Source organism: Aeromonas sp. 30P (assembly GCF_051919805.1).
GTDB classification, from domain to species: domain Bacteria; phylum Pseudomonadota; class Gammaproteobacteria; order Enterobacterales; family Aeromonadaceae; genus Aeromonas; species Aeromonas veronii.
The window spans coordinates 2,850,098-2,873,295 of record NZ_JBQBEA010000001.1 but is presented as its reverse complement, the minus strand read 5'-3'; the positions used below and the strand labels follow the sequence as shown (position 1 = coordinate 2,873,295).

Annotated in this window: 20 protein-coding genes and 3 pseudogenes; 10 read left to right on the top strand and 13 right to left on the bottom strand. The window is 57.0% G+C overall.

The window, feature by feature from the left end; translation table 11 throughout:
- The first annotated feature begins 22 nt into the window (after window positions 1-22).
- From ACTG2B_RS13270 to maiA, 7 genes and pseudogenes are all read left to right on the top strand, one after another.
- A pseudogene (locus tag ACTG2B_RS13270) lies at window positions 23-714 on the top strand (ABC transporter permease).
- A 176-nt stretch (window positions 715-890) separates the two neighbouring features.
- A pseudogene (locus tag ACTG2B_RS13265) lies at window positions 891-1,549 on the top strand (TIGR01621 family pseudouridine synthase).
- Window positions 1,549-2,256, top strand: a complete 708-nt coding sequence (locus ACTG2B_RS13260; RefSeq protein WP_270803761.1) for an HAD family hydrolase — start codon at window positions 1,549-1,551, stop codon at window positions 2,254-2,256. Before ACTG2B_RS13265 ends, ACTG2B_RS13260 begins: the two are co-directional and overlap by 1 nt.
- A 224-nt stretch (window positions 2,257-2,480) precedes the next feature.
- Window positions 2,481-3,617, top strand: coding sequence for a 4-hydroxyphenylpyruvate dioxygenase (hppD, locus tag ACTG2B_RS13255; protein WP_139476616.1), 1,137 nt, complete (start codon window positions 2,481-2,483; stop codon window positions 3,615-3,617).
- The gene (locus ACTG2B_RS13250; protein ID WP_439996051.1) at window positions 3,610-4,761 is read left to right on the top strand and encodes a homogentisate 1,2-dioxygenase; all 1,152 of its coding nucleotides are present in this window, start codon (window positions 3,610-3,612) and stop codon (window positions 4,759-4,761) included. The genes hppD and ACTG2B_RS13250 overlap by 8 nt, the downstream gene beginning before the upstream one ends.
- A gap of 10 nt (window positions 4,762-4,771) precedes the next feature.
- Window positions 4,772-5,767 carry a fumarylacetoacetate hydrolase family protein gene (locus ACTG2B_RS13245; protein ID WP_439996050.1) on the top strand — a complete coding sequence of 332 codons (996 nt, stop codon included), beginning with the start codon at window positions 4,772-4,774 and terminating at the stop codon, window positions 5,765-5,767.
- Between the two features lie 139 nt (window positions 5,768-5,906).
- Window positions 5,907-6,542: a maleylacetoacetate isomerase gene (gene maiA / locus ACTG2B_RS13240; RefSeq protein ID WP_439996048.1), complete on the top strand. Its 636-nt coding sequence runs from the start codon at window positions 5,907-5,909 to the stop codon at window positions 6,540-6,542.
- Window positions 6,543-6,667: 125 nt separating this feature from the next.
- Here maiA and ACTG2B_RS13235 read toward each other — a convergent pair.
- The 3 genes and pseudogenes from ACTG2B_RS13235 to ACTG2B_RS13225 all read right to left on the bottom strand — a co-directional run bounded on the left by ACTG2B_RS13235 (window position 6,668) and on the right by ACTG2B_RS13225 (window position 9,638).
- A pseudogene (locus ACTG2B_RS13235) lies at window positions 6,668-8,187 on the bottom strand (tripartite tricarboxylate transporter permease).
- A 21-nt stretch (window positions 8,188-8,208) separates the two neighbouring features.
- A complete protein-coding gene (locus ACTG2B_RS13230; protein ID WP_042082375.1) occupies window positions 8,209-8,640 on the bottom strand; it encodes a tripartite tricarboxylate transporter TctB family protein in 432 nt (143 codons plus the stop codon).
- A gap of 11 nt (window positions 8,641-8,651) precedes the next feature.
- Window positions 8,652-9,638 (bottom strand): Bug family tripartite tricarboxylate transporter substrate binding protein, encoded by a 987-nt coding sequence (locus ACTG2B_RS13225; RefSeq protein ID WP_439996046.1) that lies wholly within the window; start codon window positions 9,636-9,638, stop codon window positions 8,652-8,654.
- 222 nt (window positions 9,639-9,860) lie between these two features.
- On the opposite strand from ACTG2B_RS13225, the gene tctD reads away from it, so the two are divergent.
- Window positions 9,861-10,535: a transcriptional regulator TctD gene (tctD, locus tag ACTG2B_RS13220; protein WP_005350926.1), complete on the top strand. Its 675-nt coding sequence runs from the start codon at window positions 9,861-9,863 to the stop codon at window positions 10,533-10,535.
- A gap of 43 nt (window positions 10,536-10,578) precedes the next feature.
- Window positions 10,579-11,934, top strand: a complete 1,356-nt coding sequence (locus tag ACTG2B_RS13215; RefSeq protein WP_019445076.1) for a sensor histidine kinase — start codon at window positions 10,579-10,581, stop codon at window positions 11,932-11,934.
- A gap of 67 nt (window positions 11,935-12,001) precedes the next feature.
- On the opposite strand, the gene ACTG2B_RS13210 is transcribed toward ACTG2B_RS13215, so the two are convergent.
- The 5 genes from ACTG2B_RS13210 to ACTG2B_RS13190 all read right to left on the bottom strand — a co-directional run bounded on the left by ACTG2B_RS13210 (window position 12,002) and on the right by ACTG2B_RS13190 (window position 14,941).
- Window positions 12,002-12,250: a GlsB/YeaQ/YmgE family stress response membrane protein gene (locus ACTG2B_RS13210; protein WP_005359720.1), complete on the bottom strand. Its 249-nt coding sequence runs from the start codon at window positions 12,248-12,250 to the stop codon at window positions 12,002-12,004.
- Between the two features lie 246 nt (window positions 12,251-12,496).
- Window positions 12,497-12,673 (bottom strand): DUF3606 domain-containing protein, encoded by a 177-nt coding sequence (locus ACTG2B_RS13205; protein WP_005337420.1) that lies wholly within the window; start codon window positions 12,671-12,673, stop codon window positions 12,497-12,499.
- Between the two features lie 255 nt (window positions 12,674-12,928).
- The gene (lpxH, locus tag ACTG2B_RS13200) at window positions 12,929-13,660 is read right to left on the bottom strand and encodes a UDP-2,3-diacylglucosamine diphosphatase (protein WP_439996044.1); all 732 of its coding nucleotides are present in this window, start codon (window positions 13,658-13,660) and stop codon (window positions 12,929-12,931) included.
- Window positions 13,657-14,454 (bottom strand): DUF4269 domain-containing protein, encoded by a 798-nt coding sequence (locus tag ACTG2B_RS13195; protein WP_439996042.1) that lies wholly within the window; start codon window positions 14,452-14,454, stop codon window positions 13,657-13,659. The genes lpxH and ACTG2B_RS13195 overlap by 4 nt, the downstream gene beginning before the upstream one ends.
- On the bottom strand, window positions 14,444-14,941 hold the full coding sequence (locus tag ACTG2B_RS13190; protein ID WP_033115878.1) for a peptidylprolyl isomerase: 498 nt from the start codon (window positions 14,939-14,941) through the stop codon (window positions 14,444-14,446). The genes ACTG2B_RS13195 and ACTG2B_RS13190 overlap by 11 nt, the downstream gene beginning before the upstream one ends.
- 212 nt (window positions 14,942-15,153) lie before the next feature.
- Between ACTG2B_RS13190 and cysS the strand changes: the two genes are divergently transcribed.
- A complete protein-coding gene (gene cysS, locus ACTG2B_RS13185; protein ID WP_139460808.1) occupies window positions 15,154-16,530 on the top strand; it encodes a cysteine--tRNA ligase in 1,377 nt (458 codons plus the stop codon).
- Window positions 16,531-16,613: 83 nt separating this feature from the next.
- Here cysS and ACTG2B_RS13180 read toward each other — a convergent pair whose 3' ends face one another.
- The 5 genes from ACTG2B_RS13180 to ACTG2B_RS13160 all read right to left on the bottom strand — a co-directional run bounded on the left by ACTG2B_RS13180 (window position 16,614) and on the right by ACTG2B_RS13160 (window position 23,195).
- Complete coding sequence (locus ACTG2B_RS13180; RefSeq protein WP_439996040.1) at window positions 16,614-18,728, bottom strand: DEAD/DEAH box helicase; 2,115 nt, start codon at window positions 18,726-18,728, stop codon at window positions 16,614-16,616.
- A complete protein-coding gene (locus tag ACTG2B_RS13175; RefSeq protein ID WP_439996038.1) occupies window positions 18,719-19,576 on the bottom strand; it encodes a HamA C-terminal domain-containing protein in 858 nt (285 codons plus the stop codon). The genes ACTG2B_RS13180 and ACTG2B_RS13175 overlap by 10 nt, the downstream gene beginning before the upstream one ends.
- Before the next feature lie 505 nt (window positions 19,577-20,081).
- Complete coding sequence (locus ACTG2B_RS13170; protein ID WP_439996036.1) at window positions 20,082-20,735, bottom strand: hypothetical protein; 654 nt, start codon at window positions 20,733-20,735, stop codon at window positions 20,082-20,084.
- An 818-nt stretch (window positions 20,736-21,553) separates the two neighbouring features.
- Window positions 21,554-22,309 carry a substrate-binding periplasmic protein gene (locus tag ACTG2B_RS13165; protein ID WP_439996034.1) on the bottom strand — a complete coding sequence of 252 codons (756 nt, stop codon included), beginning with the start codon at window positions 22,307-22,309 and terminating at the stop codon, window positions 21,554-21,556.
- Between the two features lie 139 nt (window positions 22,310-22,448).
- Window positions 22,449-23,195, bottom strand: a complete 747-nt coding sequence (locus tag ACTG2B_RS13160) for a substrate-binding periplasmic protein (RefSeq protein ID WP_159143925.1) — start codon at window positions 23,193-23,195, stop codon at window positions 22,449-22,451.
- Window positions 23,196-23,198: the final 3 nt, after the last annotated feature.

Below are 23,198 nucleotides of genomic sequence, written 5' to 3'. Positions count from 1 at the left end.
CACGATGAAGACGAGGTAAGCCATGGATTTCTCAATCATTCTCAAAGAGTGGCCCACCTACTGGGAGGGGCTCTATACCACCGTCTGGCTGGTGGCTCTCTCTCTGATCCTCGGCCTGATGCTGGCGGTGCCCATGGGCATCCTGCGCAATAGCCGCAACTGGCTGATCAAGGGGCCGATCTGGGCCTATATCTACTTCTTTCGCGGCACCCCGCTGCTGGTGCAGCTCTTTATCATCTACTACGGCGCCGCCCAGTGGGAGTGGCTGAAGAACAGTGCCGCCTGGTCGCTCTTCTCCGAAGCCTGGTTCTGTGCGCTGCTGGCTTTCACCCTCAATACCGCCGCCTATACCGCCGAGATCGTGCGTGGGGCGGTACACAACATGCCGCGCGGCCAGATTGAGGCAGCCAACGCCTTTGGCATGACCCGCTGGCAGACCCTGCCCGGATCATTTTGCCCAACTCGTTTCGTCGGGCACTGCCGGCTTACAGCAACGAGGTGATCTTCATGCTGCAAGGCTCGGCGGTGGCGGGCATCATCACCATCGTCGATCTGACCGGCGCGGCGCGGATCATCAACTCTCGCTACTACAGTCCGTTCGAGGCTTTTTTGACCGCAGGGCTGCTCTATATGCTGCTCACCTTTGTCATCGTCTGGCTGTTCAAGAAGTGGGAAGCGCGCTGGCACGCTCACCTGCGCCCGCGCAATGTGTAAGGTGTGATCTGCCAAGATGAGCGAAAATGGCCCCGCCTGTTGCAGGCGGGGCCATTTTTTATCTTTATCCTCTGCCCGTCCGGTTTGCCAAATGGCGGACGAGCAGGGAGAATGCAGCACTCCCGAGCGCCGCCAGTCGTTGGCTGCATGCCTTATTCCCCAGTTCCCGAGGTTTTATGTACCGGATATTGTTTGAGCATCCCGCTTTCCTGGTTATCGACAAGCAGCCGGCATCGGCATGCACGACGAGAAGGGCGACGGTGAGTCGGTCAATCCGGGGCTGGTCAATCGGGTGAAGGCCGATACAGGGCTCACGCTCTATCCGGTGCACCGGCTCGACAAGATGACATCCGGCTTGGTGCTGCTGGCCCGCAGCACGGAGGCGAACCGTGAGCTGAGCATGGCTTTTGCGGCCCGTGAGGTGAGCAAGCAGTATCTGGCGCTCTCCGATCGCAAACCCAAGAAGAAGCAGGGCTGGGTAAAAGGGGATATGCAAAAGGGGCGCGGTGGTAGCTGGATGCTGGCGCGCACGCTGGATAATCCTGCCATCAGCTGGTTTGATTCGGTGTCGGTGCGCGAGGGGCTGCGGCTCTATCGCATCAAGCCCCAGACCGGCAAAACCCACCAGATCCGGGTTGCCCTCAAAAGTATCGGCGCCCCCATTCTCGGGGATGAGCGCTATGGCGGTATGCCAGCCGATCGCGGCTATCTGCACGCCTGGCGGCTCAGCTTTACCCTGGCGGGCGAGCCGTTCGATTTTGTCTGCCCGCCCGATGTGGGGAGTGAATTTGTCACTCCCGAGCTCACGGCAGCCATCGCAGCCCTTGCGCCCTGATGCTTATGCGCCCAGCGTCTGACACCATTATCCATTCAGCAAAAGAGCGTGATGCATCCAATGCCTCTGACGGGAGCACTCCGCGCTGGATCCTGGCCGACTTTGACGACACCCTGGCCCCCGGCGACAGCCACGCCGGTCTGCTGCGCTATATCCTGCGCCGCCGGATCTGGCCGCTGCTGCTGTTGCCAGTGATTGCGCTGGGTGGCTTGGTCTATCTTCTTCCCAGCCAGCGGCGGCGCGGTATCTCCCTTATCTGGTGGGCCATCACGTTGGGGCTTTCTCCTTTGGGCTGGCGCAAGCTGGTGCGTGCCTATTGCCGCACCAGGCCGGGGCTGTATCGTCAGGCTCGCGAGTTGCTGCAAAGCGAGGGGGCGCGCTGCTGGGTGATCTCCGCCAGTCCCTGCCCGCTGGTGCGAGCCCAGCTCTATCAGCAACTGCCCGGCCAGTTGCCCCACCGGATCATTGGCTCGCAGATGCACTACCGTTTTGGCGGCCTGATGCCGCGCTTCTATTGCCACGGCCAGCACAAGCTGTTGCCGGAGATCTGCGCCCTCGATGCCGAGCTGGCGCTTAGCGACAGCCTGCACGATCTGCCGCTGCTGGGGTTGGGGAAAGAGGCGTGGTTGATCAATCCGACGCCCACGCGACTGCAAAAGGCCCGGGCCTGCTTGCCCCATCTGATGGTCAAAAACTGGCAACTGTAAGGCAAAGCTGACAGCCATACTGGTCGTCACCGTTTGATCCGCAGGGCTGCCGCTTGAATGTCACAATTTATTTACATCTTTTGCTGCCAGCTGCGAAAAACTATCTGCAACCCGCCTCTTCTCTTCCTGCTACGCCCTGCTTCTAATGAAACAAGTTGTTAACACTTGCCGCGCCGCGGGGTGCTGCAATCCGTTTTAACCGAATCAAGAGCAAGGAGCGCCCGATGAATGCCACCTCTTCCGCCACCCACACCATCAATCCGTTAGGCACAGATGGCTTCGAGTTTGTCGAGTACACGGCCCCCGATGCCAAGGGGATTGCCGCCCTCAAGAGCCTGTTTGTCTCGCTCGGGTTTGCCGAGGTCGCCAAGCACAAACACAAGCAGTGCTGGCTCTACCGGCAGGGGGATATCAACTTCGTGGTCAATGCTGAGCCTCACTCCCAGGCGGAGCAGTTTGCCAGCCTGCACGGGCCGAGCGTTTGCGGCATGGCATTTCGGGTGAGCGATGCGGGCAAAGCCCAGCAGTACGCCATCGCCAAGGGGGCAAAGCCTTTTGTCGGCAAGATTGGGCCGATGGAGCTCAATATTCCCGCCATCTACGGTATCGGCGAGAGCACCCTCTCCTTTGTTGACCGCTATGGCGACAAGGGCTCCATCTATGACGTGGATTTTGTTTTCTACCCCGACTGGCAGGCCCGGATGGCCGAGGTGGATGCCGGTCTTATGGAGATCGATCACCTGACCCACAACGTCCATCGCGGCAATATGGATGTCTGGTCCAACTTCTACGAGCGGATCGGCAACTTCCGTGAAATTCGCTACTTCGATATCGAGGGCAAGCTGACCGGGCTGCATTCACGCGCCATGACCGCGCCTTGTGGCAAGATCCGCATCCCCATCAACGAGTCGGCGGATGACAAGTCCCAGATCGAGGAGTACCTACGCCAGTACAAGGGGGAGGGGATCCAGCACATCGCCATGGCCTCCAGCGATATCTACCACACCATCCGCACCCTGCGCAGCCGCGGTACCGGCTTTATGCCGACGCCCGATACCTACTACGAGAAGGTGAACAGTCGGGTCGAGGGGCATCAGGAGGATCTGGCGGCCCTCAAAGAGCTGCGCATCCTCATCGACGGCTCCCCTACCAAAGATGGCATCCTGTTGCAGATCTTCACCGATACCGTGATAGGCCCGGTCTTCTTCGAGATCATCCAGCGCAAGGGCAACGAAGGGTTTGGTGAGGGCAATTTCAAGGCACTGTTTGAATCGATCGAGCTGGACCAGATCCGCCGTGGCGTGCTGGATGGCGCCGAGGATGAGAAGGGTGCCCGCAAAGAGGGAGCGAGCGATGCGTAACTGGATTAACTTCCCCCATCGGGAGGGGACCCACTCCCGGCAAGCCCATGCCGACCTGCCGGAGCAGGCCATCTATGAGCGCGAGCTGGGGCGAAGCGGCTTTTTCGGCCCGGCTACCCACATGCACCACAAGCATGCCCCCACCGACTGGAGCAGTTGGGAGGGGCCGCTGCGGCCACGGCTGTTTGACTTGAATGCTCTGCAAGAGGAGGTAAGCTCGCTCTCTCCCTGGGTGGCTCCCGACATTCTCAGCAACCCCCACTGCCGCTATCGCATCTGGCGGCTCTCCGAGGCGATGCCGTTTCTGGTGCGCAATGCCGATGGCGACGAGCTGCTCTTTATCCACGAGGGGAGCGGCGAGTTCTTCTGCGACTACGGCCACCTGAGCCTGCGGGACGGTGACTATGTGGTGATCCCCCGCGGCACCATGTGGCGCATCGAACCCAGCGTGCCCATGTTCATTCTGATGATCGAGGCGACCAACGACAGCTACCAGCTGCCGGACAAGGGGCTGGTGGGCAATCACGCCATCTTCGACCCGGCGGCGCTGGATGTGCCCGCCATCAACGAGCGCTTTTTGGCCCAGCAGGATGAGAATCCCTGGTCGCTGCAGGTGAAGCGCCACGACGAGATTAGCGTCATCACCTGGCCGTTCAACCCGCTGGATGCACAAGGGTGGCACGGGGATTTGTGCGTGGTGCGCCTCAACTGGCGGGATATCCGCCCGCTGATGAGCCACCGCTACCATCTGCCGCCGTCGGCCCACTCTACCTTTGTGGCGAGTCGCTTCGTGATTTGTACCTTCGTGCCGCGCCCCATCGAAAGCGATCCCGGCGCCCTCAAGGTGCCCTTCTATCACAGCAATGATGATTACGACGAGGTGCTCTTCTACCACGCCGGGGATTTCTTCAGCCGGGACAACATCGAGCGGGGCATGGTTACCTTCCACCCTGCCGGTTTTACCCACGGCCCCCATCCCAAGGCGTTTGCGGCGGGGCAGGCCTATGCCAAGAAGTTCACCGACGAGGTGGCGGTCATGCTAGATACCCGCGATGCGCTGAACGTCGGCAGTCTGTGCGAAGGGATCGAGAATACCCGGTATGTCTCCAGCTGGCAGCGCCCGGACGCTGCTGCCGGCAAATAAGGAATCGCTTATGAAATTGGCAACATTGAACAATGGCAAGCGCGATGGCGCTTTGGTGGTGGTGAGCCGGGATCTGACCCGGGCTGTACGGGTGAGCGAGATTGCCCCGACCCTGCAGGCCGCCCTCGACGAGTGGGCCGAGGTTTCCCCCAGGCTCGAGGCTGTCTATCAGCAGCTTAACGAGAGCCGCGTGGCCGAGGCGTTCCCCTTTGACGAAGCGTCTTGCCTCTCTCCGCTGCCGCGCGCCTATCAGTGGGCCGATGGCAGCGCCTACGTCAACCATGTGGAGCTGGTGCGCAAGGCGCGCGGCGCCGAGATGCCGGAGAGCTTCTGGCACGATCCGCTGATGTATCAGGGGGGCTCCGACAGCTTTTGGGCTCCCCGTGGGCCGATTGTGATGGGTTCGGAGGAGTGGGGGATCGATTTCGAGTCGGAAGTCGCCATCATCACCGACGACGTGCCGATGGAGGTGAGCCCGCAGGGGGCCGCCAGCCACGTCAAATTGCTGATGCTGGTCAATGACGTGAGCCTGCGCAACCTCATTCCGGGGGAGCTCGCCAAGGGATTTGGCTTCTTCCAGTCCAAACCATCCAGCGCCTTCTCACCGGTGGCCATCACCCCGGATGAGCTCGGCGATGACTGGCGTGATGGCAAAGTGCATCTGCCGCTTCTGACCCACCTCAACGGTGCCCTGTTTGGTGCGCCCGAAGCCGGGGTGGACATGACCTTCAACTTCTTCGAGCTGATTGCCCATGCGGCCAAGACCCGCCCCCTTGGTGCGGGCTGCATCATCGGCTCCGGCACCGTCTCAAATTACGATCGCAGCGCCGGTTCATCCTGCATCGCCGAGCGCCGCATGCTGGAAATTCTTGATTGTGATCAAGCTATAACCCCCTATTTGCAGTTTGGTGATAGAGTGTCGATCGCGATGGAGGATCGCTCTGGCCAAAACCTGTTTGGCACCATCTCTCAACAGGTGGTGCCAGCGAGCGGTCAGGGAGGTTGATGGCCAGCGCCGGTTGACGGCAAGGATATTCGGGATATGTCCGGATCACGACGAGCCCTCAACCGGTGCCGGATACACAAGGAGGCAGGTGGCGAGCACCTGCCGGGCTTCGGGCCCAGATAAGATGCAGGGACAGATTATGTTGCAGTTGTTTGGCTATTGGCGTTCGTCGGCAAGTTTTCGGGTGCGGATCGTGTTGCAGCTCAAGGGGCTCGCCTATGAGCTGCACCCCATCAATTTGCGGCAAGGCGAGCAGAGCGAGAAGGCCTATCGCCGGATCAACCCGCAAGGGCTGGTGCCGTTTCTGGTGGATGGCGATGTGCAGATCGGTCAGTCGGTCGCCATCATGGAGTACCTTGACGAGACCTATCCCGCCTATTCTCTGATGCCCTCTTCCCCCGACGCGCGGGCCCGGGTGCGCCAGATCGTCAACATGATCGCCTGTGATATTCACCCGCTCAACAATCTGCGGGTACTCAACTATCTGGAAGAGCACTTCAGGGCCAACAACGAGCAGGAGGCCCGCTGGTATCGCCACTGGATTGACGAGACCTTCACCGCCCTCGAACAGCTGTTGATGACCACCGCCGGTGTCTACTGCATCGGCAACGAAGTGACCCTGGCCGACTGCATGCTGGTGCCCCAGGTCTACAACGCCCGTCGCTACGACATGACCCTGGACGATTACCCCACCATCCGCCGCATCGTCGCCAACTGCGAACAGTTGCAGGCCTTTATCAAAGCCGCCCCTGCCAACCAGCCGGACGCGCAGTGACCTACTGACCTGAATCGCGGGATGGCATCAACACGCCATTCATAAACAAGGGCCCCACTGTGTGGGGCCCTTGTTCGTTAACGGCACTCCAGTTTGCTGGCGTGCCTCTTTCTGTTCAGAGGGGATCAGGCTCCCTGCTCCGGGCGGGCGTCCGGGATCAGCGGATCGGCTTTGCTGCGGCGCAGCAGGCGTACCAGCGGGGGCAGGGTGATCACTACGATGGCCAGTACCAGCAGGGTCTGGCTGATGCCGCTGCTCCACAGGATGGCGGTGTCGCCATTGCTGATGGAGAGGGCGCGGCGCAGGTTCTGCTCCAGCATTTCACCCAGCACGAAGCCCAGAATGAGCGGCGACATGGGGAAGTGCATCTTGCGCAGCAGGTAGCCAAAGACCCCGAGGGCCACCATCAGCAACAGGTCGAAGGTGGTGCTGTGCACCGCATAGACTCCCACTGCCGAGACGCTGGCGATGGCGGGCACCAAAAACCAGAGCGGGATGGAGAGCATGCGGGTAAAGAGCCCCACCATGGGGATGTTCATCACCAGCAGCATGACGTTGGCCAGCAAGAGGGCGGCGATCAGTCCCCACACCACATCGGGCTGTTCGGTGAACATGGTGGGGCCCGGAGTGATGTTGTAGAGGGTCAGTGCCCCCATCATAACCGCCGTGGTGCCCGAACCCGGCACCCCCAGGGTCAGCATGGGGATAAAGGAGCCACAGGCTGAGGCGTTGTTGGCCGCCTCCGGCGCGGCCACGCCGCGAATGTCCCCTTCGCCGAATTTGGCCTTGGGCCCCGCCAGGCGCTTCTCGGTCATGTAGGTGATGGCACTGGCGATGGTGGCACCGGCGCCGGGCAGAATGCCGACGAAGAAGCCGATGGTGGAGGAGCGCAGCATGGTGCCGGTGCAATGGACCAGCTCCTTGAAGTTGAACAGCATCCGTCCGGTGGTGCGCACCAGCTTGCCGCCGCCACTGGTGTGCTCCAGCATCAGCAGGATCTCGCTCACCGAGAAGAGGCCGATCACCACCACGATAAACTGCACACCGTCCGAGAGGTGAACGCTGTCGAAGGTGAAGCGATAGACGCCGGTGTTGGCATCCACCCCGACGGTGGCGAGTCCCAGCCCAATCAGCGCCGCCATAAAGGACTTGAGCGGGTTCTGGCTCATCATGCTGCCAAGGCAGGCGATGGCGAACACCATCAGGGCGAAATACTCCGCTGGGCCGAAGGCCAGTGACCAGCGCGCCAGCGCCGGGGCGAACAGAATGATCCCGCCGATGGCGAGCATGGAGCCGACAAAGGAGCTGACCGCCGAGATGGAGAGGGCCACTCCCGCCTTGCCCTGCTGGGCCATGGGGTAGCCATCCAGCGCGGTCATGATGGCGGCGGCATCCCCCGCACGTTGAGCAGGATCGAGGAGATCCGCCCGCCATACTCACAACCGATATAGACGGTGGCGAGCAGAATGAGCGCCGATTCGGGGGGCAGTTTCAGGGCAAAAGCCAGCGGCAACAGGATGGCGACCCCGTTGATGGGGCCAAGGCCCGGCAGCAGGCCGACTACGGTGCCGACAAAGCAGCCGATCAGGGCAATCACCAGATTCTCCGGGGTGAGTGCCACCGCAAAGCCCTGGGATAGGTACATCCAGGTATCCATATTGACTCCTTAAGAGAACCAGACGCCGAGGGGCAGGGTGACATCCAGCAGCCGGTCGAAGGCGAGATAGAGCACCAGACCGCCGACAACGCCGGAGAGCAGGGCGGCTTTGGCAGAGGCGCCAAACAGGCGCCCCAGAACAAAGGTGAGCAGGGTGGTGGCCAGCGGAAAGCCCAGCCACTCGAAGCTGGCACCGTACCCGGCCAGCGCCACCACCATGATGGCGAGGTGGCGCAGGGTACGCAGCGGCGGCCAGGTAACGGTGTCCGGCTGGCGGCGCAGCAGCAACAGGGCGCACAGCGCCATCAGGCCGATGATGCCGAGCGGGAAGGGGCGCGGCCCCAGCGGCTCATAGCTGTATTCGCTCTGGATCTGCCAGGCGATGGCGGCGCCTGCCAGACAGAGCAGCAGCCAGATGGCGGCGAAGATGCGATCGCTCATGGCTGCGGCTCCTATTTGGCCAGACCGAAGGCTTTGGCCTGCTCGCGATATTGCGCTACCTGCTCCTTGACGTAGCTGTCGAGGGCCTCGCCGGTGAGGTCAAACTCGAACAGGCCGCGCAGATCCCGCTGCGCCTTGAAGGTGTCGGTCTTCACCAACTGATCGAAGGTCTGCTTCCACCACTGGTATTCGCTGTCGCTCACCTTGGGGCCGACATAGAAGCCACGGATCACCGGCCACACCAGGTCATAACCCTGCTCCTTGGCGGTGGGGATGGTGGCCAGCTTGCCGGGCAGCCGCTCGGCAGAGAACACCGCCAGCACCCGCAGTTTGTCGCCACCTATATAGGGCACCATCTCGCTCAGATCGCCGGAGACCGCCTGCACATGGTTGCCCAGCAGCGCGGTGACCGGCTCGCCGCCCCCTTCAAAGGCGACGTAGCGCATCTTGTGAGGGTCAACCCCGGCCTGTTTGGCCAGCAGCGCCGTCTTCATCCAGTCCTGACTGCCGATGGAGGCACCCGCGCCGATCACCACGCTGTTGGGATCGCGCTCCATGGCGCTCACCAGCTCCTTGAGGTTCTGATAGGAGGCATCGTGGCGCACCGCGATCATGCCGTAATCGGTCCCTACCGCCGCCAGCCAGCGCACATCATCCACCCCGTAACGGCCAAATTTACCCTGTGAGAGGTTGAGCAGGGAGCCGCCGGAGAAGGCGACCACAGTCCCCGCCTCGGCAGGGCGCTGGGCCACGATGGCGTTGTAGGCCACGGCGCCGACCCCGCCCGGCATATAGGTGACCCGCATCGGTTTGTCGATGGTGCCGGTCTCCTGCAGGCTCACCTGCAGCAGCTTGCAGGTGAGATCGAAGCCACCGCCCGGTTTGGCCGGTGCGATGCATTCGGTACGGCTCGGGGTCGTGGCACTTTCGGCCGCCTGCAGTGGCAGGGCACCGAGCAGGGTCAGCAGGGCGAGGGCATGACGTGTGCGTTGCTTCATGGTTGTGTGCTCCATCTTGTCGTTGTTTTTCCTGGGTGTGACTCCGTCGATAGACGAAGTGATGCGAAATTGTTAAAACAACAACCTTTCATTCACCTTTCAATCGCTGACCAAGAGCCGGGAGTGTGACCCTGATCGCACCTTCTCCCGCAATAGCAGTGATGAAGGGATGCAGTTGAAGCACTGCGGCTGAATGCCGTGGTTAGGAACAAGGGGAGAGGGATGCGCTTGCTGTTGGCAGAAGATAATCACGAACTGGCCCACTGGCTGTCGCGGGCACTCACCAGCGCCGGTTTCGCGGTGGATTGGGTGGCTGACGGGGCTCAGGCTGATCACCTGCTGCGCCACGAACAGTACGCGCTGGCGGTGCTCGATATCGAGATGCCCAAGCTCGACGGGCTGGCGGTACTCGGCCGATTGCGCAGTAGGGGGCAGGGAGTGCCGGTGCTGCTGCTCACCGCCCGCGGCGCGGTGGAGGAGCGGATCTGTGGCCTCAATGCCGGTGCCGATGACTATCTGGCCAAGCCGTTCGATCTGGGAGAGCTGGATGCCCGGCTGCGAGCCCTGCTGCGGCGCAGCGAAAGTGGCGGTGCCGAGCTGCGGCTGGGTCGCCTGACCCTGCACCCCGACGGCTATTTTCTGCTGGCCGATGCCCGGCTGGCCCTGACTCCGCGCGAACTGGCGCTGCTGACAGCGCTGATGTACCGCCACGGGCGGCCGGTCGCCAAGGGACAGCTGTTCGAGCAGGTGTTCAACCTCGATGACGAGGTAGGGCTCGACAGCATCGATCTCTATATCCACCGGCTGCGCAAAAAGCTGGTGGGCAGCGGGGTGGTGATCACCACCCTGCGCGGTCTCGGCTATCTGCTGGAAGCGGCGCCGGAGGCCTCCCATTAGCCGCTCCCTGCTCCATCAACTGCTGCTGTTTCTGGGGGGCCCCTTGCTGATCCTGTGGGCTGCCTCGGCCTGGTACAGCTACTACGGCGCGTTGGCGGCGGCCACCTCGGCCTATGATCGCACTCTGCTCGCCTCGGCCCGTACCGTTGCCGAGCGGCTGACGGCAGCCGAAGGCAGCCTCAGGGTGGATGTGCCCTATGTGGTGCTCGACAGCTTCGAGCGCAACATGCGCGATCGCCTCTTCTATCAGGTGCGCGGTATCGACGATAGGGTCATCTCCGGCTTTGACGACTTGCCCCCCATGCCGGACGGTACGCCACTGACCGACCGCTATCCGGCGCTCGCCTACTTCTATGACGGGCTTTATCAGGAGGCGCCGATCCGCGCCGTGATGCTGCTGCAACCGGTAGGTGAGGGGGGCGTCAACGGCATGGCCCGCATCACGGTGGCGGAAACCCTGCTTGGTCGCCAGCAGTTGGCGGAGCAGTTGCTCTGGTCGGCCCTGCTGACCCAGGGGGCACTGGTGGTGCTCACCCTGCTGCTCGCTTATCTGTTGCTCAAACGGCTGCTCACCCCAATGCGCCGTTTGTCGCGGGAGATCCTGCGCCGCGATGCCGCCAATCTTGCCCCCTTGCCGGATTTGCTCCCCTGGCAGGAGACCCGGCCGTTGGTGCAGGCGTTCAACCGCCAGCTGGCTCGATTGCGCCAGCTGGTGGCCCGGCAGGAGCGCTTTAGCGCCGATGCCGCCCATCAGCTGCGGACGCCGCTCACCATTTTGAAAACCCAGGTGGAGGTGGCGCGCGGCAGTGGCGATCCGGCCCTGATGAGCGAAAGCCTCGATGCCATGGCCGTGCGGCTCGATCACACCATCGCCCTGACCGAACGGTTACTGTTGCTGGCCCGGCTCAAATCGGACGAGTGCTCCGGGCTGCGCCAGCGTGAGCCTATGGAGTTGACGGCGCTGGTGCAGCAGGCCTGTCTGTCACGGTTGGCGCAGGCCCGCAGCAAGGGGATCGATCTCGGTTACGAAGGGGAGGAGTCCGCCATCATGGTGGCGGGGGAGCCGCTGCTGCTGGGGGAGCTTTGCGCCAACCTGCTCGACAACGCCATCAAATACACCCCACCCCACGGCACCGTGACGGCGCGGGTGGTGCGAAGCAACGGGCAGATCTGGCTGGAGGTAGAGGATAGCGGCCCCGGCATCGCCCCCGAGCTGGCGGAGCGAGTCTGGCAGCCGTTCCAGCGCCTCGAGCAGGGAAGCGAACAGCCGGGAGCGGGGCTTGGTCTGGCGCTGGTGCGCGATATCGCCCACTACCACCACGGCGAAGTTGTGTTGCTGCCGGCCACCCAGCTGGGGGGCTTGCTGGTGAGGCTGATCTTGCCGCTGGCAACATCGTGAGGGCGATAAAAAAAGAGAGGGCACCTCGCGGTGCCCTGTTTATCTACACATAGATGGCGTTGGGTTGTCAGCTGCGGATCTTGTTGAAGACAAACAGGACGATAAGGGCGCCCACGGTCGCCAGCGCGATGCTCGGGATATTGAAACCGGTCACTGAGCCCAGCCCCAGCAGGGTACCCACATAGCCGCCAACCATGGCACCGACAATCCCCAGCAGGGCGGTCATGAAGAAGCCACCGCCATCGCGGCCCGGCATGATCCACTTCGCCAGAATACCCACCAACAGTCCCAATACGATCCAGGTGATAAAGCCCATGGATTAATCCTCTCTGTGTGTTTGAGCCCGCATTATAGGCAGGGATGCCGGGATGCGAAGGGCCAGACGGCGCTGGCCGGTCACAAGCTGTCGGACGGCGGCCAGTGCTGGTCGGGCTGCACAGTCCGGTTATGAGCGGCTGAATGGCGGTATGTGCACCGCCAAACAGGGGCGGGGATGGCCCACGTAAAGGCCAAAATGAGAAAAGCCCGTCAGCGGGGCCGGGTTTGTGACGGGGTTGCACCCTCACTTCTTGAGGTATTTTCTGATCGCCTTGCCTGAGGTGCCGACTGCCTTGACCGCCCGTTTCAGCTGGACTTCGGTGCACTCGAACATTTTGATCCACTGCTTCATCTCATAGGGATCGTTGACATTGATCTTCTTGGCATCGAACGGGTGAGCGACCGCATTGCTGTCAGGCATACAAACCTCAACTTGTTGAAATACTGGCGAGAAAGACGTTTCTGCCTGAGCGCTATCATCCTCTCAATCGGCAAGGGGCAAGGTGACGGGGTTCACACAACCCGGGGACGGAAGGAGGAGTGCAGGTTTGCTTTGCTGATCTGTGAGCGATCGCCACTTATTCGCTCGCGCCTGATGGGCAGTGAACCGGATGGCGCGAACGATGGGGAGTGATGGGGGGGCCGGCGCTTGGTGGTCAACCGGACTGGCGGGCTATCAAGCCTCTGCCAGCGCCCGCATTTCCAACCGCTGCTCGCCGGGGCGACAGACCAGCACCGAGCCTTGCTCGAACCAGTCTCCCAGCACAATGCGGCGGGCGGGCTGGCCATCGAGGGTGAAGTCGTGGATGGCGGGTCTGTGGGTGTGGCCATGGATCATCATCCGGCAGTCGTGGGCGCGCAGGGTGTCGTCCACCGCCGCGGGCGTTACATCCATGATGATCTGGCTCTTGTGGGCATTTTCCATCCGGCTTTGGCCGCGCATCTTGCAGGCGATGGCCTGACGGCGGGCGAGCGGCAGCCGCAAAAAGAGCCAGCGCAGCCATTTGAGCTGGGTGATGCGGCGAAACTTCTGATACCCCTCATCCAGGGTGCAGAGCAGATCGCCGTGGCTCAGCACTACCCGCTCCCCATAGAGCTCGATAACGCAAGGATCCCCCAGCAATGTCATCCCCGCGCGCTTGGCAAACTGTTGCCCCAGCAGAAAGTCACGGTTGCCGTGGATAAAGTAGATGGGCACGTTCTGCTGGCTCAGGGCCAAAAAGGCATCGGCCATCTGTTGATGGAGCGGATTGGGGTCATCATCGCCAATCCAGAACTCGAAGAGATCCCCCAGCACATAGAGGGCATCGGCGCCGGGGGCGTCGTGCTCGAGAAAGCGCACCAGTGCCGCGGTCATATCGGGCCGCTGGGCAGAGAGGTGAATGTCACTGATAAAGAGGGTGCTCATGATGTGGGGGTCGGGCTCTCGGTCGAAACAGGGCAAACAGGGATGGCAGAGATAGTAGACACAACAGGGGACGAATCGTGCGCTGCGGGCGCCATCGCGCCAGTTGAGGTATGGATATCGTCACGGGATGGCGGCTGCCATGACAGCTCGGCCAGATTGCGTCCCTCCAGCGTCAGTAGCGCTTCATAAGGATCGCCCGCCAGACCCAGCAAACGGCACATGGCTGCTTCCCCTTTCAATCCCTCCTCAAGGCGCAGACGCAGCACTTCGCGGTAGAAAGCATCGCCAAACCGCTCGAGCAACGCGGCCATCATGGTGAGGTGGCGCCAGCCGTTCAGCGTCTCGATGGGGGCGGGGGTGACATAGAGCTCCAGCGGCCAGCTGGCATCGCTTTGATCGCAACCGCTAACAGCGCAGCTCTGCTCGAGACAGGCAAAGGTGCGCTCCAGCAGCCAGATATTCTCGTCTTTGGCGCTCGCCTGCCAACCTTGGGCTGCAAGCGTCGCGGCAAACTCGGCGGGATCTGGATGCTGGCAGAGGATATCGAGATCGCTGCCCGGCCGATCGAGGCCGATGGCGAGCGTGCTCACCAGCGCCAGATCGGCGCACTGCGCTGCCAGCTCATCCCACACACCGGCGGTGAGCAGGGCATGGGCCGAGCGCTGGCGCGGGTTGCCGTGGGCCAGATAGTCGAGGCGGCGCCAGTTTGGGTTGGCTGTGGAGGAGGCAGATGGAAAAACTGCGGCCGGGGCCGCAGTTTTGTCAGTGCCGAGTCGGCAGAGATCAGTCAGCAAGGGTCACCTTGGTGATCACCACGTCTTCGGTCGGAACGTCCTGATGGATACGGCCGTAGTTGCCGGTCTTGACGCCCTTGATCTTGTTGACCACGTCCATGCCGGCGGTCACTTCACCGAATACGCAGTAGCCGAAGCCCTGAGTGGTGGCGGATTTGAAGTCGAGGAAGTCGTTGTTGTTCACGTTGATGAAGAACTGGGCGCTGGCAGAGTGCGGCTCCATGGTGCGGGCCATGGCGATGGTGCCGATCTTGTTGGACAGGCCGTTGGCCGCTTCGTTCTTGATGGGGGCGCGGGTGTCTTTCTCTTCAAAGCCCGGAGCATAGCCGCCGCCCTGGATCATGAAGCCGTCGATAACGCGGTGGAAAATAGTGTTGTCGTAGTGACCGTCACGGCAGTATTGCAGGAAGTTGGCCACGGTTTCCGGGGCTTTTTCAGCATTCAGGGTGAGGGTGATGTCGCCGTGATTGGTGTGCAGAGTGACCATGATATGTCCTTTCATTTGGTGCGGACGACGAAGTGCCCGCAGGTGTATGGCATAAAGTGGTGGCAATTCTAGCCCATCAGGGGCTGGCGGCATAGTCTCTCAGGCGCCGTAACCGTGCTGGCAGGCGGGATTGGCCCGCTTTTCTGCCTCGTTTTCTGCCCCTGAACGGGGTATTATGACCAACCATTTTACTCACAGGCAGTGGTTAGAAGATGCTGAAGATATACAACACACTCACTCGTCAAAAAGAAGAATTCAAACCTATCCACCCGGGCAAGGTGGGCATGTATGTGTGTGGTGTCACCATCTACGATCACTGTCATATCGGCCACGGCCGCACCTTCGTCGCCTTTGATGTGGTGGCTCGCTACCTGCGTTACGCCGGTTATGACCTCACCTATGTGCGCAACATCACCGACGTGGATGACAAGATCATCAAGCGTGCCGCTGAAACCCGCGTCACCTGCGACGAGCTGACCGAGCGTCTGATTGGCGACATGCACGCCGACTTCGACGCCCTCGGCATGGTGCGCCCGGATATCGAACCGCGCGCCACCCAGCACATCGAAGAGATCATCGAGCTGGTGCAATCCTTGCTGGAAAAAGAGCACGCCTACGTGGCGGACAACGGCGATGTGATGTTTATCGTCGAATCCTATGCCGACTACGGCAAGCTCTCCGGTCAGGATCTGGAGCAACTGCAAGCCGGTGCCCGCGTTGACGTGGTCGATGCCAAGCGCAACCCGCTCGACTTCGTGCTGTGGAAGATGTCCAAGCCCGGCGAGCCGACCTGGGAAAGCCCCTGGGGCCCGGGCCGTCCTGGCTGGCACATCGAGTGCTCCGCCATGAACTCCAAGCACCTTGGCAACCACTTCGACATCCATGGCGGCGGCTCCGATCTGCAGTTCCCGCACCACGAGAACGAGATCGCCCAGTCCTGCTGCGCCCACGGTGGCGACTACGTCAACACCTGGATGCACAGCGGCATGGTGATGGTGGATAAAGAGAAGATGTCCAAGTCCCTTGGCAACTTCTTCACCATCCGCGACGTGCTGGCCCACTACGACGCCGAAACCGTCCGTTACTTCCTGATGTCTGGCCATTACCGCAGCCAGCTCAACTACTCGGAAGATAACCTCAAGCAAGCCCGCGCCGCGCTGGAGCGGATGTACACCGCCCTGCGCGATCTGCCGGTAGCCGTTGCTGCCGGTGGCGACGAGCAGGTAGCGCGCTTCAAGGAAGCGATGGACGACGACTTCAACACCCCGGAAGCCTACTCCGCCCTGTTCGATCTGGTGCGCGAGATCAACCGTCAGAAAGCGGAAGACATGGCCGTCGCCGCCGCGCTGGGCGCCCGTCTGCGCGAGCTGGGTGCCGTGCTCGGCATCCTGCAGCAAGACCCCGAAGCTTTCCTCAAGGGTGACGAAGCGGACGAAGAGGTTGCCGAAATCGAGCGCCTGATCGCCGAGCGCAATCAGGCCCGTGCCGACAAGAACTGGGCTGCTGCCGATGCCGCCCGCAACCGTCTTACCGAGATGGGCATCGTGCTGGAAGATAGCGCTGGCAAGACCAGCTGGCGCCGTGCCTAAGGCCGGTTGGCCTTGTTGGCGTCTGGTGCCAACAGGTTGAGCCAATAAAAAACCGCAGCCCAAGGGCTGCGGTTTTTTTTAAATTAAATTCCTTCTTTAGCTCTAGCTAGAAAGTTAATTTCTACACTAGATAGTTGGTTTGTATATTTTAAGTTCTTCAAAGCAGCCAGAGATTTATCTAGCTCACCTTCCGAAGATAATATAGACTTGAACTTCAAAGATACCTCGAGAGGTAATCCATATTCCTCAAGTGCCACAATTGATGGGTCAAGAAAATAATTTTCTATCATAATTGAGTAAGCGCTATAGTCACATAAGTATTTGGCACCTCTCATTTTTTGAACGTTGTTCACTATTGACGCTATTGCTCTAAGTAGTCTCGGAAAATGAAAATTTGCCCAAAGTCTCCTGAAGTCTAAAATTCTACTTATTATCACATCTATTTTTTCATTAGGTCTGTATCGCTGAGATTCCTGAATTAGTTGCCATATGGGTTTATTCATCGATAATTCACGAATTTTGAATGATAGTTGAGAAGCTGAAACAACACTTCTATTACCTAGCTTAGCCCCTTCAAAAAACTCCCAAATCAAACTACAAATAAATTTAAGTTGGTCATAGCTTGGATATCCTTTCCATAGTAAGTTATTAATCCAAAGTTCATATTTTTTGTTTAAAGCTCGAGCAAAATCAATTTGCTGAGTAGGCTCTATGGTCTTATTTTCTCTTATGGTACTTAGTTCTAAGTCACTCTGCTCTACGATAGCGCGAATTCTTTCTTTAGAGCGTGGAGTAAGATCACTTTGGTCCATATTTACAAGTAGAGATTCAGGAGTATCTGGTCCCTGAGAATAGACGGGAATGTCTACATAAGGTAGTTGTTCGGTTGGTGGGGGGGCTAATAAATAAACATTACCAATGAAGTGTTTAAACATCCGACCACTTCGACCCGCTATATTATTGAATGTGAAGAAATCAATGTTTGTCCTATTTATTTTATTATCGTAGCAGATGATGTTTTTAGTGGAGGTATTAACGCCTTCAATTAATGTCGACGTGCATATTAAAAATTTAATTTTCCCCGTATTAAATAAATCTACAATATATTGCGATATGCTACGGGGTATTCTGGCATGGTGAATTCCTACTCCACATCTTAGAGCATTAGTCAAAACCCACTCTTCGTGATAATTCTCAGCTAGCCAGTCTGCTAGATTTATTGAATCATCTTCTCCATCAAGGTCAATATTACTGGCAATCAGTTCGGCCGCTACGTTTGCTCTTGCTGGTGAGCTGCAAAAGACAATTGTTTGACCGTCAATGGATTCGCATAGGTTAACTAAGGTATCTTCTTTCTCGGAGGATGTGAGGTCATGAAACTCTGTGACAACAGTACTGAAACTAAATTTAATAAATTCGAATTTTACATTTTCAATAAAGTCACCAACAACCCCCTGTATATTAGGGCCTAACATATAAAAGTGATTGCATTTCTTATATAGCCTATAGAACGCCTCATTTAATAATGAGCATCTATTACCACTATCAGCCCAAGGACTCAACTTATAAAATTCATCAATTACAAAAAAATCAACATCATCAATAAAGTTTTCTTCTAGTACACGTTCTTGTGTCAAAACGAAAATGTTTTTTTGACCTTTTGATTGTAATGAATGCGTTACAATTTTAAATTCAGAACTAAACTTTGAAAGTCGCCTTCTTGTTTCATCAATTAAGGAAATAGTAGGGACGACTATAACAATGTTATTAAATTTGCCACTTGCAATCAGTGCATCTACGATTAAGCTTTTGCCAAAGCTAGTTGGTGCACTTAATACAACGCTTTGGCCACTAATTAATTTATAATACACTTCGGCTTGTGGGCCATGAAAATAAATATCTTCACTGCCAATAGATGCTCTATGAACTTCGACTGCTAGCCTATCTCTAAGTGTCAGCTTATCCATATTTAAATATGGAAATAATCCTAACTCTCTTACCAATGAATCAATTATGTCACAAGATTGTCCAAAATATTTATATTTATCCATCGCTCTTAATACAAGATCTTGGACTTTTGAAATGGATTGAGAGTCTGCGTTATTGTAAAGTGTGACCAGTGCTCTTGTAATTGCAAAGGATTCACGTTCAATCGTCTCTATGTCCTTTAATTTTTCACTAAGAACATTTAACTCCATGATTGCAGCTCCTCATGCAATTTTTTCTGAATACTTTCTTTTGACTTTAAAGGCAGCAATATTAATCTTATATTTACAAATTCAGGTGGTTCTTTGTCTTTAAATTTTTTCCAATTGGCACGGACTTCATTTTCAAATGCAGATTCAAAATCTTTAGTTATTTTAGTGTGACTATTTATAGTATCGCTATCATAAGTAAGTAAAATAGGAATTGATACAGAGGAAAAAATTTCGTCAAGTGAGGTGTGTTCATCTAAAAGGAGTTTTAATTTATCAGAATCAGGCCAAGTGTCATCAATTTTGTTGATTATTGCAGTAAACTCATCTCGTAGATAATCTCTTTCTGTATGATCGTGTAGTTCATTAATAACATCCCTTATTGCGGATGAAATTTCTTTGTAAAATTTAACTTCGCCTATCCATAGTTCGAGTTGACCCTCTTGAGAAATGACATGAACACAATCAAAGCCTTTTACAGTATCATTTCTTGAGTCCTTGTAGTGAATTTTACAGATCGCTGGAATTGTGCCAAAAACTTGTCTCAGTATCATATGAAGAAACAATTCACCAAACTCTCCACGACTTTTAAATTTGTCAGTGTTGTATAACGCTTTTGCAGATTTTCTGAGTAACCTCACTGCATTGGATGCACCGAGGGAGCTCCATTCACTATATTTAAGAGCAAACTCAGGGAGCCATTCCATAGCGTGCTCAACTAGTTGAGACTCCCTCCATTCACCTTTTTCATATCCTGCACACATTGCTACCAGCCATGGCTCAGCATTGAAATCTGACACTCTTATTTTTAATAGTGGAGCCGGATGTTCAATTGCTTTTTTTCTGGGCATATGATTATTCCTAATAACTTATATCAATGCTTAGAACAGATTGAAGAAATATAAATGCATACTCGAGGGACCAATGTTAAATGTTGGGCATCAGATATATTTCTATTGGCTGAACTGGTTATTTGCCGTCTTTAGCTGTACTCACTTTGACTTTCCCTCTATGAAACCAAGCAGACTTTACTTGGGGAATTAAGAGTGACAATCTAGCTCGTAGATTCGATTGGCGAAGCGTAATTGGACGTTCGAGAAATAAGGTGTTATCACGTTGAAATACTCACTATCGGGCCTTCAATATAAAACCGTTTCCCGATAGGGATGGGCACCGCTTGCCGTTATACCCGCCATGATTTTTTCACCTATGCAACCATGTCGATGGCGCTTGTTGCGTAGGTGCGACAATCTGATCTCGCCATAGGGTGAGTGAGGGGGGCCGGAGATAATGGTTCCCCCTATCACTGCTTCGAAAGCACAAGGGCAACGAATGAAATGAATTGGACATCAATGTCTAAGAACGGCTTTCAATCTTCCAATATTTACCATCGTTACATGCTTTATCGTCTTTATTGCATCGAGTTACCTTTTTTTTGCCATCCCCCATATCGAGTTTAAGCAGAAGTAACTCAGAGTTTTTAAATATGAAGTAGGCGGGGTCTTCAATATTTATTTTTTGTGGCTCTTTAGGACTACAAATTAAAAAATGAGGTCTTACATTTGGCCATGTATTTTCATTGCCGAAAATAGCTTTAAATCGTTTGTTTTTACTGTCTAACTGCCCATTGCTAAAGTAGCTATCACCTTTCGCTTCAATCATCACTATATGGGTGGTGTTTTCGTGATCAACGAAGGCAATAAGAAAGTCTACATCCTCTTGAGTGCCTGATATTTGCAAATCAACCTTTTTATTATTATCGATGAAGTTGCGTGGAAATATTTTTCCACCATGTTCTTGGGTGAGAAATAAGCTGGCATAAATCCAGTCAAGGTGGTAATCCATTGCAGCAAAGTATTTTCTGGGGATGGTGAGACCGATTAGATTTGATATCTTATCAAGCTGGTTGTCATCCATGCGAAATTCTGGGTTTCCCAGCATTTGGCCAATTAGGTAAAACCGCTCTTTGCGGTTAAACGATTTTAAATTATCAATTAGGCTGTTGCTCATATAAATCTCGAAAATGTATCTTTTCTGATAGGAAATAATGCAATAGAAATCGGTGTATGTCGTAGGGTGTAATGAACGAAGTGAATTACACCTCTATCTCAGATCGGCATGAATCCTGTGTTTGATCTTTTCCTCGGGGCTACGGGTCGGGTGTTGCCCCCTGTTGTTCGCCGAGCGAGCGCCGCTGGGACAAACGGGTGAACCGGGAATCCGACGCAGGAGGGCGAACAAGTGGGGGTGGCCGCTCGATTGGTGACTTTTCTTTGGCCACGCAAAGAAAAGTCACTCGCCAAGCCGCGCAGCGGCGGCGAAACCCCGTCGAGGACGGAGTCCTCGCGTCCTGCATGGCGAAGCCATGCCAATTAGACGGCGATATTCCGCTATGTAATGACGTTACCGACCCCCCTCACCCTAGCCCTCTCCCGCAAGGGGAGAGGGGACGGTTACCGCGGACGATTACGCTTCGCTAATCGACCCTACGCTAAAGTCGCTACCGCCCCTGACTGTCGCTACCAGATTGCGCCGTTGACCATTGATCTCGGAAAAGGGGTCAACAGACGCCCATCGCCATATTACGGAGCCAGAGTGGTCTTATCTATGGTTTTGATGAGCTAACTATCAGAAAAGAGTGATTTTTTGCGCTGGCACAAACTTTTATTAATTAGTGATTAGTTGATGATTGTCGGGGCTTGGCAGTGGCAGGGTGGTGGGGTGACGCCGCGAGAGGCGTGCAAAAGGTAAAAAGAGGGAAGCACAAACAGTAAAAAGCGAAGGGGCCAGCGGTGGGCCCCTTGTTGTTGGCGCTCGACGCCGCGCCGCTATTTGGCGGCGGGGGTTGGGAAGTATTTGCTGTGCAGCAACGGGTATTCGCTGCTCGCCAGCACCTGGGTCAAGCCGGTCTGGAACTCCTTGACCAGCTCGTCGCTCACCGGATGGCTGAAGGCGAAGCAGAACTGCTCCGAGCTCAGTACCCATTGCTCCTTGAAGCGGGCGGGATCGAGTTTTTGTTCGACGATCAGCTGCTCCATGGTGGTCTTGTTGGTGGAGACCAGATCGACCCGGCCTGAGGTGAGCATCTTCAGCGCCTGTGCCAGCCGGTTGGCGGCCATCAGCCTGGTTTCGTCAAAGCCGTTGTTGAGCAGCAGTTGCTCCCCCACATCGGCCCGCACCGCCCCGATATTGAACGCCTTGGCATCGTCGAGCTTGGTGATGGTGATATTGCGATCGGCCAGCCCCACCAGCACGATCTCGGCATATCCGATGGGGCAGGCCCACTTGAACAGGGGATCCCGCGCCTGGGTGCGGGCGGTGGAGAAGAGCACCGCATTGGGTTTTTGGGTCAGCAGGTAGTAACCACGCGCCCAGGGCATGATGGTGACGGGCTGCGCCGGTGTATTGGTCTTTTTCCATACCAGTTGCAGCAGTTCGACCGCGAGGCCGGTGGGGGCGCCGCTGGCATCGGCGTAGTTGTAGGGTTTGTACTCTTCGGTGATGTAGTGCAGTTTGCCAAGCTCAGGACTCGCCTGTGCGAGGGTGGCCAGCAGCGCCCCGGCCAATCCAATCCATGGTTTCATTTTTGCCATCCTGATCAAGGGAATATCTGCTCAAGTGTGACCAAGCTGGCCGATTTCGCCAAGGCGACGGAGCATGTTTGGCAAAAAAGCGCGGGTGCACAGTCCCATCCCGCACCCAATGTCGGCGGCGATCGAGGCGTTAGCGCAGCGGCAGGTATTTGGCTTGCAGGGCCGAGAAATCCGCCGAGGCGACGACCTGGGTCAGCGCCTGCTGAAAGAGGGCGACCTCGCTGTCGGGCACCTGACGGCTGAAGGCGTAGCAGAGCGGTCTGGCATCCAGCACGAAGGCGACATGAAAGTCATCCGGCTTGAAGCCAAGCTGCTGCAGGGTTTGATAGCCCGCCAGCTTGTTGGTCGCAAACAGATCGGCGCGACCTGAGGTGAGCATTTTGGCCGCCTGGGTGAGGCGGTTGGCCAGCATCAGCTGGCGCTCATCGATACCGCGCTCGAGCAGCAGCTGTTTGGAGACGGTAGAGCGCACCACGCCGACCTTGTAGCGGCTGATCTCGGCCACCGAGCCGAGGGTGATGTTGTCCGCCTTGCGCCCCAGCAGCACAAACTCCGAGTGATCGATGGGGCAGGCCCACTTGAAGAGTGCTTCCCGCTGCGGGGTACGGGCAGTGGCAAACAGCACCACATTGGGTTTTTGTTGCAGCAGGTTGTAGCCCCGGGCCCACGGCATAATGCGGATTGGCTGGGGCGACACGCCGCGCGCTTTCCAGATAAGCTGCATCAGCTCTACCGACAATCCGGTCGGCATCCCTTGCTGGTCGCTGAAATTAAACGGGGGAGAGATTTCGCTCAGATACTCGAGTTTGCCCGGATCGGCCTGCGCGAAGGTGGCCCACAAGAGCAGTAGCAGATGAGGTAGGTGCCATGTCCGCACGGG

What these genes read in the sequence shown, in the direction of transcription:
- ACTG2B_RS13260 (WP_270803761.1), top strand. Translation starts at nt 1,549, where the DNA reads ATGCTTATGCGCCCAGCGTCTGACACCATTATCCATTCAGCAAAAGAG.
- maiA (WP_439996048.1), top strand. Translation starts at nt 5,907, where the DNA reads ATGTTGCAGTTGTTTGGCTATTGGCGTTCGTCGGCAAGTTTTCGGGTG.
- ACTG2B_RS13205 (WP_005337420.1), bottom strand. Translation starts at nt 12,673, where the DNA reads ATGCCTGACAGCAATGCGGTCGCTCACCCGTTCGATGCCAAGAAGATC.
- ACTG2B_RS13245 (WP_439996050.1), top strand. Translation starts at nt 4,772, where the DNA reads ATGAAATTGGCAACATTGAACAATGGCAAGCGCGATGGCGCTTTGGTG.
- ACTG2B_RS13165 (WP_439996034.1), bottom strand. Translation starts at nt 22,309, where the DNA reads ATGAAACCATGGATTGGATTGGCCGGGGCGCTGCTGGCCACCCTCGCA.
- hppD (WP_139476616.1), top strand. Translation starts at nt 2,481, where the DNA reads ATGAATGCCACCTCTTCCGCCACCCACACCATCAATCCGTTAGGCACA.
- ACTG2B_RS13190 (WP_033115878.1), bottom strand. Translation starts at nt 14,941, where the DNA reads ATGGTCACTCTGCACACCAATCACGGCGACATCACCCTCACCCTGAAT.
- ACTG2B_RS13175 (WP_439996038.1), bottom strand. Translation starts at nt 19,576, where the DNA reads ATGCCCAGAAAAAAAGCAATTGAACATCCGGCTCCACTATTAAAAATA.
- ACTG2B_RS13210 (WP_005359720.1), bottom strand. Translation starts at nt 12,250, where the DNA reads ATGGGCTTTATCACCTGGATCGTATTGGGACTGTTGGTGGGTATTCTG.
- ACTG2B_RS13250 (WP_439996051.1), top strand. Translation starts at nt 3,610, where the DNA reads ATGCGTAACTGGATTAACTTCCCCCATCGGGAGGGGACCCACTCCCGG.
- ACTG2B_RS13230 (WP_042082375.1), bottom strand. Translation starts at nt 8,640, where the DNA reads ATGAGCGATCGCATCTTCGCCGCCATCTGGCTGCTGCTCTGTCTGGCA.
- lpxH (WP_439996044.1), bottom strand. Translation starts at nt 13,660, where the DNA reads ATGAGCACCCTCTTTATCAGTGACATTCACCTCTCTGCCCAGCGGCCC.
- cysS (WP_139460808.1), top strand. Translation starts at nt 15,154, where the DNA reads ATGCTGAAGATATACAACACACTCACTCGTCAAAAAGAAGAATTCAAA.
- ACTG2B_RS13170 (WP_439996036.1), bottom strand. Translation starts at nt 20,735, where the DNA reads ATGAGCAACAGCCTAATTGATAATTTAAAATCGTTTAACCGCAAAGAG.
- ACTG2B_RS13225 (WP_439996046.1), bottom strand. Translation starts at nt 9,638, where the DNA reads ATGAAGCAACGCACACGTCATGCCCTCGCCCTGCTGACCCTGCTCGGT.
- tctD (WP_005350926.1), top strand. Translation starts at nt 9,861, where the DNA reads ATGCGCTTGCTGTTGGCAGAAGATAATCACGAACTGGCCCACTGGCTG.
- ACTG2B_RS13180 (WP_439996040.1), bottom strand. Translation starts at nt 18,728, where the DNA reads ATGGAGTTAAATGTTCTTAGTGAAAAATTAAAGGACATAGAGACGATT.